We start from the raw sequence: 12,525 nt of genomic DNA on the forward strand, positions 1-12,525 counted from the left end.
TCTCCTACACCATCGGCAAGCCAGAGGTAGATGCGCTATCGCCCACATTATTCGCGTCTCAAGATCTGATTGAGACGATGGGTAAAACAGAGATAAATCTGGAGAGTGGACAAACAGACTATATAGCTGCTCAAGGGTTGCAGACCGGGCTATCAGAGGATAGTGAGGAGGACAGTAGCGCATTTCCCGATAGCGATATATGGGGCGAGACGAAGGTTTATACGAGTGGGGGGCAAGTCCATCACATCGCCGCTGAGGACTTGAAGATCAAGCGATCAAAAGATGGCGATTTAACGCGCACCGTGACAGCGAATTACGAGGGTAATCGAGAAGATGATTTTACATATTTGCAGATCGATGTGAACCAGGTGCCATCGGGGATTTATCAATTGACGGTATTGGCAAAGGACAAACGGACAGATCAGACGGATAGGAAATACGTCTATTTTCGCATTGTCGAATGAACAATGGATACCAATTTTCAGATTATGTACTGACTGGCGTCCTAACTCCGGTAAAAGCGAGCGGTTTTTTCAAGCAACTTCTATGCATTTAAAAATTTATACGCAATTATCTCGCATAATATCATTCAAGGTGATACAAGGAGCAAGAATGGCAAGACTGCGACAAGAGGGATTGACCGCCCGCGAGATGGAACTCATACAGGTACTCTGGCAGCAGAAAGAGGCAACCGTCGAGATGATTCAGGCAAAATTGCCTGATCGGTTAGAGGGCTCCACTATTCGGACACTTCTGCAAATCATGGAAGACAAAGGCTATGTGGCGCACGAAAAGCAAGGACGCGCCAATGTGTACCGCCCCATAATCGAACAACAGTTGGTTCAATCTGTAGCACTGAAATACATCATTCAAAAACTGTTTGGTGGTTCAGCCGAACTGCTGCTGGCGCGACTGGTTAAAGATAGAGGGATAGATTTGGACGATGTGATACGGTTGCGTAAAAAACTCAAGTAACGACCAAAACAGGTCAGGTCCACGCGATCTTCTACCAACTAAAAAACCACGTCCTTTGGGCGTGGTTTTTTGGTTTATACTTTTGGTATTTTTGACAAGGATTAAAACCGCGATTGTTTACTCTCCATACTGGTATGCACATTGATCAATACGGTTTTGCCATCAGCCTGTGCATCTGACAGACAGGTCGGTATTTAAATATATTTGACCTTACGCAGCAACTCTATATCTTGTCATGCATTTGAAATGGGAATGACAGGCGCATCTATGCGTAACACCAGTTAATGAGTTATCAGAGAACCTTATGTGAGGAGATAGTTGATGAATCCAGAACGCGATAAACAAGCGCCGTTGACCGGGATCCGCGTTGTCGATTTCGGTCATTATATTGCCGGGCCTTTGACGGGGATGTTGCTCGCAGATCAGGGGGCCGAGGTGATTAAGGTGGATCGGCCGGGCAAACCGGATTACGATACGCCGGCAAATGGTGTTTTTAATCGGGGGAAACAGCGCATCGCGCTCGATCTGAAAAATGCTGACGATCTGGCAATGGCGGTGAATTTAATCCGTTCTGCAGATGTGGTTATTGAAAATTTTCGCCCGGGTGTTATGCAGCGATTGGGTTTGGGGGCAGAAGAGATGACTGCGCTGAATCCGGGATTGGTTTATCTCTCTTTGCCGGGTTTTGCTTCGACGGATGAAAGAGCGTCTATTCGCGCATTTGAAGGTATTATCAGCGCGGCTATAGGTCAATATACAGATCTTCAAAGTAGAAGATCGGATTTGCCGCCTGTTTATACGCCGATGCCATTGGGTTCGACTTATGGGGCGATTCACGGTGCTATCGCTGTTACACTTGCGCTGTATGCACGCGAAGAGAGCGGGCGCGGCGATGTGATTGAGGTTTCGCTGGTTGGTGCGGCGATGTCTGCTATGGCGGTTATTATGCTGGATGTGGCGGACAAGCCCGCGCGATATGGCACGCCGTCTAATGTTGGTCGTCAGAAACAACGCAGTAGTGCGGGGTCGCCTTTTATTGGTACGTTTCGGGCAGGCGATGGGCAATGGCTTTATATTATTACGGCTGGACATTCCCGAAATAGTCGGTCACTGGTCAAAGCGCTGGAGGTGTACGATGATTTGATCGCGGAGGGTATGGTCGATGTGCCCGTGTATGAGAATCTCCATCTGACGAATAATATTCCCGATTCATCCCATTTGTCCAGTGAATGGAATCTCAAAGCGCGCGAAAAAATTGAGCGTGTGCTGGCGAGTGAACCAGCACAACACTGGGTCGATGTTTTGACGGCTGCTGGCGTGCCGTGTACGATTCATCGTACGGCACAGGCGTGGTTGCATAAGTCCGAGACCGAAGAAGCGGCTTTGACGGTTGTGGTTGACGATCCCGAGTATGGTCCGATGCGGCAACTCGGGGTGCAGACGTGGCTTGCCAAAACGCCGGATGAATGCGCGATTCCTAAGGCGTCGAGGCCGTTTGTGGGAGATGTTAAACCCAAACTGAATGGGGATATCGCGGCATCGCTCGGAAAACCTATCCTAAAAGGTGTTCGCGTTCTGGATTTGTCCAATGTGCTCGCCGGGCCAGCCAGTGCGCGCACGCTGGCGGAATACGGCGCAGAGGTTATTAAGATCGATCCGCCAGAACCCTATTTTGGTCCGCGCATTTCCAGTTGGTTTCCCCTGGAAGTTAGTCCCGGCAAGCGCAGCGTGATTTTGAATTTGAAAGACGAGTCTGGCAGGGCAGCTTTTATGAAGTTGGTTGAGACAGCCGATGTTATTGTTCACAATTTCCGGCCCGGGGTTGCGCAAAGTTTGGGTATTGACTACGATGCTGTTAAGAGGCGCAAACCCGATATTGTATATCTCAATTTGACGGCGTTTAATGGTCCGCGTCCGGGTCCGTGGATGAACCGACCGGGTTTTGATCCTTTGCTTCAGGGTTCGACGGGGATACAAATGCGCTATGCTGGCGAGGGTAATAAACCGATCTTGCACGGTTGGGCGTCGTGTATCGATTATATTACGGGTTATTCGGCAACTTATGGCGCGGTGCTGGCGTTGCTCAAGCGCAGGCGCAGTGGCGTGCCCGATGGTGGCGATTTTGTGACGACTTCGCTCGCTCAGGGGGGGCAACTCGTGCAGGCGCCTTTTATGTATGCTTGCGAAGCCAGGTGCTCGGGTGATGAACCAGCGGGACAGGATGCTGTTGGTGAGCACGCGCTTCACCGCATGTATCGCGCGCGCGATGGATGGGTTTTCCTGGGTGGGTTGGCGCATGAGATGGGTAAGTTGAGGTGTGTTGCGGGGTTGGAGAATACACCTGATGAAGATTCTGGTGAATTTTTAGAGGGTGAGATCAAAAAACGCGATGTAGGCCATTGGGTTAAGGTTTTTAACGAGGTGGGGCTGGCCGGGCACCGCATTGATTCGCTTGAGGATATTCGCGAGATGTTTTTGCACGAGGTGTGTGACGAGAATTTGGACGCCTGGGATGATGGGCGCTCCATTTCTATTGTTCGTTTTACGGATCACCCGGTTGGCAGTGCTGTCGATCTCGCGCCGCCCGCTTATGTGCGTTTGAAGAATGCGCCTGTTCAATTGCTCTACGCGTGTCCCAAACAGGGTGCGCATACGAGGGAGATTCTCGGGGAGTTGGGTTATGATGACGACTATGTTGACGGGCTGATCGCAAAGGGCATAGCGAAAGAGCAACTTCACAAATATTATTTGCCACATTAGACGAATAGACGGAGCGGGGTACAACTGCGTCAGCAGTTCATCAGTGAAGCAGATGATGTACATGAGAACTGTCATTGCGGCATGCTTTTAGCCGCAATCCAGAGGTTTTGGGAGGATGGGCGGGGTTCGTTGATTCGTTGATTCGCTGATTCGTCCAGGGAGGGATTATGCCATCAGAAGAAGCGGTTGCACAGGCGAGAGAACGGGCGATTCCCGTGCTGGATGCGTGGATGACCGGTTTTAATGCGCTGGATCTGCAGGCGTGGAAGGCGACGATGCATTTTCCACATTTTCGTCTGGCTTCGGGAATTATGCACCGATGGGAAGACGCGGATATGGACGATACATTTATCGCGCGTGTGAGGACGGGGTTGGGCAATATCGGCTGGCACTACAGTGTTTGGACCCGGCGCGAAATTGTCCATTGTTCGGATGAGAAGATTCACGTTGATACGCAATTTACCCGCTACCGCGAAGACGGTTCGGTGATTGCCGCTCACGATTCACTTTATGTTCTTACGTATGAGGATGGCAGATGGGGTATTAAATTGCGCTCCAGTTTTGCCAGATAGCAGCTATGAGTTATCAGAGAGAGTTTGAAAGCCGGCTGAATGTCGGCGTTGTCGGTGTGGGGTCACATTGCTACAGGAATATCCTGCCTGCGATGCATTATCTTCCGGTGAGGCTTAAGGCTTTTTGCGATTTGAGGCTGGATCTCGCGAAGGCGACGGCGGAGGAATACGGTGTGGATGCTTGCTATGCCAGCACTGCGGATATGTACGCGGGTGAAGATCTGGATTGCGTTTTTATCTGTGTGTCTCCAGAAGCACATCCAGAGCTGGCGTGCGAGGCGCTGGATGCTGGGCTGCATGTGTGGATGGAGAAGCCGCCTGCTACGCTGGCTTCTGACGTGGAGACCATGATGCGCCATCGCGGGGATCGCGTGGTTGTTGTGGGGTTCAAGAAGGCATTTATGCCGGCGACCCGGAAGGTGATTGAGTTGATGGGGACAGAGGATTGCGGTCCGCTCAGGGGACTTTCCGCAGAGTATCCGATGACGATTCCCGAGGATGGGGAGAAGGTGCTCAGAACGCGCGAAGCGCCCAACTGGCTGAAGAATGGCTGTCATCCGCTTTCGCTGCTTCTCGCTGTTGGAGGGGATGTTTCGGCTGTTACTATGCACAGAAGCGATCACGGCACTGGTGTGTGTATTCTCGAATTTGCGAGTGGTGTCGTGGGGTCTTTTAATCTGGTTTCTGCGCGTCGTGGATGCGAGCGGTATGCATTTTGGGGGAATCAGCATGTGGCGATTGACAAAGATCTTCGCGTGACTCTGGAACGCGGTATTCCTTTTAATTATTCAAGTACGAGAAGTTATATTCCCACGGGTTTGGAGTCTGGTGCGATCTCATGGGAGCCTCAAGACACGCTGGGGACCCTTGAGAATAAGGCGCTTTTTACGCAGGGCTTTTACGATGAGATGCGCTATTTCTGCGACTGTGTTCTGGAGGATAGGACGGCGGAGGTCGGGTCCCTGGAGTTCGCGCTGTCTGTTATGAAGGTTTATGAGGCGGCGCTGATGTCGCGAGGGCGCAGGGTCGCGATTCCGAAATGATCTTTAGAAGTTGTTTTAAAATTAATACCTGATGCTACGGATGTCCGGCGTTTTGTCATGCTGAGCGTAGCCGAAGCATCTTTTCCACCTGAGTTGGTAAGAGATTCTTCGACTCCGCTGTGCTCCGCTCAGAATGACAGGGCAATAGCGCATCGCCGAGAAGGGCAAAATGAGTTTTAAAACAGTCTCTAAGGAGTTTTTATGGCTGATCAACCCAATATTCTCTATATCTTTTCCGATCAGCATCGCGGCGATGCGATGGGCTGCGTTGGGCATCCGGCGGTTAAGACGCCGAATCTGGACCGCCTCGCGTCTGAGAGTGTGACTTATACGCAGTGCTATACCAATTGTCCGCTGTGTATGCCGTCTCGCGCATCTATGATGAGCGGTCTGTATCCCCGGGAACACGGGCTGTGGGCAAATGATCAGGACGCCGATTGTGAAGGTCCCAGCCATGTGCGTCAGGTGCGCGATGCGGGTTATCATACGGCTTTGATCGGGAAGTCACATCTCTATCTCCACGGGGGGGTGCCGGCTTCGCATAGCAGAGATCGCGTCGATGTGCTCAATGCGTGGGGGTTTGACGATCCGCACGAGCTTCACGGTCCGATTGCTTCGGGCAAACACAGTTCGCCTTATACCGATTATCTCGATGAGTTGGGTCTGTTGGAGACGCATCGAAAATTTATCAATGATTTTCGCATTCCCTGGCAAAGCGGGACGCTCAAGCCCTGGGAGGAACCTCCCTGTCCACTGCCTACTGAGGCGCATTTAGATAGTTACACGGGGCGCACTGCGGCGAACTGGATTCGCGATTACAAGGGCGATAAGCCTTTTTATTTGCAGGTTCTTTGTCCCGGTCCTCACGATCCGTTTGATTCTCCGCAGGAGTACCGGGATTTGTACGATCCCGGGGATATGCCCGCGGGTATTATGGATGCGCCGGGTGATCCCGTTCCGCTGAATGTTCGACGTATGCAGAGGAGCAAGAATTTGTCGGGTATGACGGTTGAGCAAAAGCAGATTATGATGGTGAATTATTTTGCCAAGATTACGCTTATCGATCACTATATTGGCGAGATGCTCGACGCGCTTGAGGAGACCGGTCTCGCGGATAATACATGGGTTATTTATAACTCCGATCACGGCGAGATGCTGGGCGATCATATGTTGTATAATAAGATCGTTTTTTACGATGCGTCTGTTCGCGTTCCGTTGATTGTGCGTCCGCCGGGAGGTTCGCGGGGTTGGCAAACCGGGGCGTTGACGGATGTGATTGATGTGGTTGCTTCGGTTGTTGATATTGCGGATGCCGAACCGTTGCAGACCGATGGGCAGTCTTTTGTTCCACAGGTTCAAGGAGGTGCCGATGCAGAGGGTGCGCAGAGGGGGAAGGATGCTGTTATTAGCGAGGTTTTAGGCCATACGATGATTTTTGACGGGCGATATAAACTCGGGGTGGAATCGGTTTCGGAGAGGCCAGTTGAACTGTATGATGTTGAGGCTGATCCGGAGGAGTTGAATAATCTGGTGGAAGATGCGGGGCTTGAGTCGGTTCGCCAGGATTTGATTGAGACGCATCTTGGACCACTGCGCGATCGATTTGATCACGATAAATACCAGCGTTGGGTAAATTTGAAAAGATGAGGGAGTTTGTATGGATCGTTTGAAAGATAAGGTCGCTATTGTTACGGGTGCGGGGACGCGCGAGGTTGAGGATCGGAAATTGAGAGGGATAGGGAGTGCGACTGCGGTGCTTTTTGCCCGCGAAGGTGCGAAGGTGATTCTGGCAGATATTGACGGGGAAAATGCGGAGAGGACCCGGGCGGAGATTCGGGCGGAGGGTGGAGAGGCAGAGGTCGTTTTGGCCGATGTTTCAAAGACGGATCAGTGTCGGGCGATTGTAGATGCGGCGATTGAACACTATGGGAAGTTGGATGTTCTGTTTAATAATGTGGGGATTCACGGGCCTGGGAGGGTGACAGAAGTCGAAGAAGAAAATTGGCATCGCGTGATGGATGTGGGGCTTAAGAGTATGGTTTTTTTGTGTAAGTACGCGATTCCCGAGATGGCGGCTTCCGGCGGCGGTTCTGTTATTAATATTTCGTCTATTGACGGTATGCGCGCTGGCAATTCGCGCAATGTTCCCTATGGGATTACCAAGGGGGGGATTATTACGCTGACGCGATTGGCTGCGGTTCACCACGGGCGCGAAAATGTGCGCGTGAATAGTATTGCGCCCGGGCATCTTCACACGACTTTTGTCGGCAATATTCCCCAGGAGTCGCGAGAGCGCCGCCGCAAAATTGCGCCGCTGGGTACAGAGGGAAATGCATGGGATATTGCCTGGGCAGCCGTGTTTTTGGGTAGCGATGAGTCGCGCTGGATTTCGGGGGTGGTCTTGCCCGTGGATGCCGGGCTTTTCGCGGGGTCGCCGCTGTCTATGTATGATAATTTGAATGAGGAGTAGGTAAAAACACAAAAAAGGAGTTTTTTATGGCTTATAAATTTCAACCCGGCAAGATGTATCGCATGCCCACGCATTTCGGCCCGCTTATGGGTCCTCGCCAGGGGCCAGATGGTCGCAAATTTGAATGTGTGGATAATCCGAAGAATACTTCGATTTCGGTGTCGTTTCTTTCAAATGCGGAGCAGCTTAAAGCGCTTTTGCCCGAGTGTTTTGAACTCGGCGGGGAGCCTGTTGTGTCGGTGTACGCCAATTATATGAAGGAAATTGAGTGGCTGGCAGGGCGCGGTTACAATATTTTGGGTGTTTCTTTTCCGGCGGTGTTTAAGGGAGCGAAAGACCATGTTCGCGGGCCTTTTCTTTCCGTGCTCTGGGAGAATCTCTGTGATCCGATTATTACCGGGCGCGAGGAACTCGGGTTTTCAAAGATCTATTGCGAGATGCCCGAGCCGCGTATTACGAACGGTGAAGCGCAAGCTGTTGCGGGTTGGTTGGGGTTCAATTTTCTGGATATTTCGGTGACGAATCTGAGGCCACCGTCTGAAAATCCGACACCTGCGAAGGGCGGTGGCGCGAGAGTCGATGGGACGCTTCACTACAAATATATGCCGCGGACAGGCGTATGGGGTAAGGAGGATATTGCCTATCCGGTTATTACGCCGGCGAAGGGGGGGCATCGAAAGGTTGAAGAGCACCTGGTTGGCGATGGGTGTATTGCGTGGAACCGCGCGCGTTGGGAAGATTTGCCTACGATGTATAATATTGTCAATGCGCTGGCTGATTTGGAGGTTGTGGAGTATTTGGGCGGGTCGCTTACGCGCACGGTTGGTGGCAAGGATTTGAGCGATCAGCGCATTCTGTACTAATGCACCATGGCCGCTCCGCCCGATACGCTGATTGCCTGTCCGGTCATGTAATCGCCATCGGGAGAGGCCAGAAATGCCGCGACGTTTGCAACATCTTCTGGCTGCCCAATGCGTCCGAGTGGATTGTTCTGAGAGGTGCGTTCGACCATTTGCGCTCTAAAGTCTTCGATCGACGTTTCTCTGGGTTTTAATCCGCTGGCTATGCCGTGCAGGCGTTCGGTTTCAATGAGGCCGGGGCAAATTGCGTTGACCTGAATGCCGTAAGGTCCCATTTCATGGGCGAGGCTTTGCGTGAATCCGATGACGGCAAATTTTGAGGAGCAATAGGCCGCGAATCTGGCGATTCCGCGCAGTCCCGAGGTCGATGAGATGTTGATAATTTTGCCCCCGTTGTTCCGTTTGATGAGGTGGCGGACAATGGCGCGGGAACACAAGAAGGTGCCTTTGACATTTACGCGGTGAACGTGGTCGAATACGTCTTCTTCTAATTCGGCAACGGGTACGCGGTCCGGTCCGGCGGGGGCACCCGCGTTGTTGACGAGGATGTCGATTTTGCCAAAGCGCGCGAGTGCAGCCTGTACCATTTGTTCGACTTGCTCTGCGCTGGTTACATCGACTTCTGTTGCGAGAACCCGTCGTCCCATTGCTTCGATTTCTTCGATAACCGCGGGCAATCCAGCCCAGTCGCCGCGGGCATTTGCATCTATATCACAGATAACAATATCGGCACCTTCTCGCGCAAAACGCAGCGCTATTGCACGTCCGATACCGTGTTCACCTCCAGCACCGGTTATCAGGGCGACTTTGTTTTTGAGATTGGACATATTCTTCCTTTCGTATATAAAGCGGTCAGCAGTCAGCTATCAGCAGTCAGCAAAACAAGCAAGGTATTGCCTTTGGGTGGTTGGGTGGGAGACTGAAAGCTGATGGCTGATGGCTACATATTCGCATTATTATAGCAGGTCGCGGAGAGGAACGCAACAATACCGAGAGGTTGTGTTATGGAATACACTGTTTTGTCAAAGACTGGCTCGACGCGCGGTACGGCGTATGGGATGAGTAATAAAATTATTACGCATGAGGACAAGACGCATGTGGTGTGGCTGGATCAGATTCACAAGACGTATGCGGCAACATATTGTCACGAGGCTAAGGCGTGGAGCGAGCCAGTTTTTGTGGCGGATGGGGTTGATAATCATGCGGGTGCGGCGATGACAATGGATTCGAAGGGGTTTCTCTATCTCGCGTTTGGTCCGCATCACAATCCGATGCAACACGCGGTGAGTGTGCGTCCCAATGATGCGTCCTCGTGGAGAATGCTTCCTCCTTTTGGCGGTGCGAATGCGACGTATCCCAGTCTGGTGTGTGATGCGCGCGATGTGTTGCACGCGTGTTATCGGGGGGCGTATGAGCGCGAGCGGCCCTGGGGCTTGTTTTATCAGCAGCGGTCCGTGAATGGGGATTGGACAGTGCCGGTGAAGCTGGTCGATCCTCAGGGACCACCGGCTTATGTGCATCTTGAGAATTGTATCCACATTGAGGGCGATGTGCTGTATTTGTCTTTTCATCTGGCGCGGAGCAATGAGGATAATCCGGGAGATACAAAGGGCCGCGGTTTTGGCATTATGCGGTCGCGCGATTGGGGTGAGACCTGGGAGACTGTGGCGGGGGAGAGGCTCGACTTGCCCGTGACGCCGGATTCTCCGTGTGTGATTGAATACAGCGATGGGTTTGATATTCGCATTGGCAATGTGGTGACCTGTGCGGGCGATGTGGTGCTTTTTACGTTGAACCGGCGAGAGGGCGAGTTTGACGAGACGTTTTTGTATCGCTGGCAAAGGGGGAGGTGGGAGCGCAAGTCTTTTTTGCCTTTGGCTGAGAAAGTTTTTGGGCAGTGTGCGATGTCAGATCGGTGTGTGTTGAGTGTGTCAAAGGATGGGGTGCTGTACGCGGCGGGTGTGGTGTGTAAGCGCGGCGGGCATTGGGCCGATCCGACAAATGCGATTGTGTTGTTTGTATCGCGGGATGTGGGGGAGACCTGGCGGGCGTACCGGGTTTCGCCGGAGGATGAGACGGTGTCGGATTGGTTGCCGAGTTTGGAGCGTTGCGCTACTTCCGAGAACAAGGTCGGGGTTCCCCAGCTTTTGTACACGCACGGTGAAATAGGTGAGGGTTGCAGTCCGGATATCGATACGGAAATTCGGCATGTGTTTTTGGACGAGGTTGCCGAGCGCGAGAATGCACTGGTGGATCGCGCGGTGTCGGGGTTGGCAGATGTTGTCGGGTTGCCATTTTCCAGGGCGCAATGGCAAAAGGTGCGGGGGCAAATTGAAAGGCAGGGGCGGCAATATGTCGCTTTGCGCAATGTGTCGGTGGGGTATGATGTGGAGCCACCTCTGGTGTTTGTGCCGGGGGATGTGCCCGAGGGTGAACAGCAGCCGTTTGCGCTGAGTGAGGCCGGTATTGCGCGGCCGGATGCCGATGATGAGCTGGCTTTTTTGCCGGTGAGTTCTCTTGCGCGTTTGATTGAGCAGAGGGAGGTTTCACCGGTTGAGTTGACGCGGTTGTACCTGGATCGCCTTGCGCGTTATGGGGAGAAGTTGAAGTGTGTGGTTACGCTGACAGAAGATCTGGCGATGGAACAGGCAAAGGCCGCTGAGGCGGAGATCGCAAGGGGCGATTATAGAGGTCCGTTGCACGGTATTCCCTGGGGCGCGAAAGATCTGTTGAGTACAAAGGGGATTCGCACGACGTGGGGGGCTACGCCGTTTAAGGATCAAGTGCCTGATGAGGATGCGAGTGTGGTGAAAAGATTGAGACAGGCGGGTGCTGTGCTGGTTGCCAAATTGTCACTGGGCGCGCTGGCGTCGGGACCGACGTGGTTTGAGGGTATGACGCGCAATCCTTGGGATACCGATACGGGATCGAGCGGGTCGTCGGCCGGGTCTGGCGCTGCAACTGCGGCGGGATTGGTTGGGTTCAGTATCGGGTCTGAAACGCACGGTTCTATTGTTTCGCCCAGTCACACATGCGGTGTGGTTGGGTTGCGCCCGACTTATGGGCGGGTGAGTCGTTATGGGGCTATGGCGCTGAGCTGGACTATGGATAAATTGGGTCCTATGTGTCGCAGTGTGGAGGATTGTGCTGCTGTGTTTCACGCGATTTGTGGACCGGATGGAAGGGATCGCTCGGTGGTGGATGCGCCGTTTAACTGGTGTCCCGATGTGGATTTATCCGGGTTGCGGATTGGATATCTGGCGTCTGAGTTTCGGAAGGAGGCAGATGGCGAAGATCCCACTGGCGTTTATGCCGCTGCGCTGGACGTGATGCGCGGTTTGGGCACTGATTTACAACCCGTTTCGCTGCCGGATTATCCAACGGATGCGATTATGATGGTGCTTCGGGTTGAGTCTTCCGCGATGTTTGACGATGCAACTCTGCGCGGAGAACTGGATGTGATGACGGAGGCGGATAAGAGTTCGTGGCCCGATAATTTTCGAGCGGCGCGCACGGTGACGGCTGTGGAGTATTTGCGGGCGCAGCGTTTGCGTGCTCTGTTGATGCGCGATGTGGCGCAGGTGATGCAAGACTGGGATGCGGTGTTGGTGCCGCGCGGTGGTAGGACGAGTTTGGCTGTGACTAATTTGACGGGCCATCCTGCGGTTATTTTGCCCTGTGGGTTTGCAGAGGGTACGCCGAGAGGGTTGACTTTTTTGGGCAATTTGTACGATGAGGCGACGATTCTCGCTGTTGCACGCGCTTATGAACAGGCTACGGATTGGCACGCGATGCATCCGATATTATGAAAACCGCGAATCTACGAATCAGCGAATCTACGAATC

General features: G+C 52.8%; 9 protein-coding genes. 8 read left to right on the forward strand and 1 reads right to left on the reverse strand.

The window, feature by feature from the left end:
* The first annotated feature begins 453 nt into the window (after positions 1-453).
* The 7 genes from F4Y39_09825 (at position 454) to F4Y39_09855 (ending at position 8,683) form a co-directional block, all read left to right on the forward strand.
* Positions 454-975, forward strand: coding sequence for a BlaI/MecI/CopY family transcriptional regulator (locus F4Y39_09825; GenBank protein ID MYC14010.1), 522 nt, complete (start codon positions 454-456; stop codon positions 973-975).
* A gap of 321 nt (positions 976-1,296) precedes the next feature.
* Complete coding sequence (locus tag F4Y39_09830; protein MYC14011.1) at positions 1,297-3,735, forward strand: hypothetical protein; 2,439 nt, start codon at positions 1,297-1,299, stop codon at positions 3,733-3,735.
* Between the two features lie 167 nt (positions 3,736-3,902).
* Positions 3,903-4,307 carry a hypothetical protein gene (locus F4Y39_09835; protein ID MYC14012.1) on the forward strand — a complete coding sequence of 135 codons (405 nt, stop codon included), beginning with the start codon at positions 3,903-3,905 and terminating at the stop codon, positions 4,305-4,307.
* 5 nt (positions 4,308-4,312) lie between these two features.
* Positions 4,313-5,350 (forward strand): Gfo/Idh/MocA family oxidoreductase, encoded by a 1,038-nt coding sequence (locus F4Y39_09840; GenBank protein MYC14013.1) that lies wholly within the window; start codon positions 4,313-4,315, stop codon positions 5,348-5,350.
* A 201-nt stretch (positions 5,351-5,551) separates the two neighbouring features.
* Complete coding sequence (locus F4Y39_09845; protein MYC14014.1) at positions 5,552-6,997, forward strand: sulfatase-like hydrolase/transferase; 1,446 nt, start codon at positions 5,552-5,554, stop codon at positions 6,995-6,997.
* Positions 6,998-7,007: 10 nt separating this feature from the next.
* On the forward strand, positions 7,008-7,820 hold the full coding sequence (locus F4Y39_09850; protein MYC14015.1) for an SDR family oxidoreductase: 813 nt from the start codon (positions 7,008-7,010) through the stop codon (positions 7,818-7,820).
* A 26-nt stretch (positions 7,821-7,846) separates the two neighbouring features.
* Positions 7,847-8,683, forward strand: coding sequence for a hypothetical protein (locus F4Y39_09855; GenBank protein ID MYC14016.1), 837 nt, complete (start codon positions 7,847-7,849; stop codon positions 8,681-8,683).
* Here F4Y39_09855 and F4Y39_09860 read toward each other — a convergent pair.
* Positions 8,680-9,507: a 3-oxoacyl-ACP reductase FabG gene (locus tag F4Y39_09860; protein ID MYC14017.1), complete on the reverse strand. Its 828-nt coding sequence runs from the start codon at positions 9,505-9,507 to the stop codon at positions 8,680-8,682. The two genes, F4Y39_09855 and F4Y39_09860, sit on opposite strands and share 4 nt — an antisense overlap.
* 177 nt (positions 9,508-9,684) lie before the next feature.
* Here F4Y39_09860 and F4Y39_09865 point away from each other — a divergent pair, with 177 nt between their 5' ends.
* Positions 9,685-12,489, forward strand: coding sequence for a hypothetical protein (locus F4Y39_09865; protein ID MYC14018.1), 2,805 nt, complete (start codon positions 9,685-9,687; stop codon positions 12,487-12,489).
* The last annotated feature ends 36 nt before the right edge of the window (positions 12,490-12,525 follow it).

The sequence above is a fragment of the Gemmatimonadota bacterium genome (genome assembly GCA_009838845.1).
Lineage (GTDB): Bacteria > Latescibacterota > UBA2968 > UBA2968 > UBA2968 > VXRD01.

Coding starts and splice junctions, on each gene's coding strand:
- F4Y39_09835 (MYC14012.1), top strand. CDS start 3,903: ATGCCATCAGAAGAAGCGGTTGCACAGGCGAGAGAACGGGCGATTCCC.
- F4Y39_09855 (MYC14016.1), top strand. CDS start 7,847: ATGGCTTATAAATTTCAACCCGGCAAGATGTATCGCATGCCCACGCAT.
- F4Y39_09850 (MYC14015.1), top strand. CDS start 7,008: ATGGATCGTTTGAAAGATAAGGTCGCTATTGTTACGGGTGCGGGGACG.
- F4Y39_09865 (MYC14018.1), top strand. CDS start 9,685: ATGGAATACACTGTTTTGTCAAAGACTGGCTCGACGCGCGGTACGGCG.
- F4Y39_09830 (MYC14011.1), top strand. CDS start 1,297: ATGAATCCAGAACGCGATAAACAAGCGCCGTTGACCGGGATCCGCGTT.
- F4Y39_09845 (MYC14014.1), top strand. CDS start 5,552: ATGGCTGATCAACCCAATATTCTCTATATCTTTTCCGATCAGCATCGC.
- F4Y39_09840 (MYC14013.1), top strand. CDS start 4,313: ATGAGTTATCAGAGAGAGTTTGAAAGCCGGCTGAATGTCGGCGTTGTC.
- F4Y39_09860 (MYC14017.1), bottom strand. CDS start 9,507: ATGTCCAATCTCAAAAACAAAGTCGCCCTGATAACCGGTGCTGGAGGT.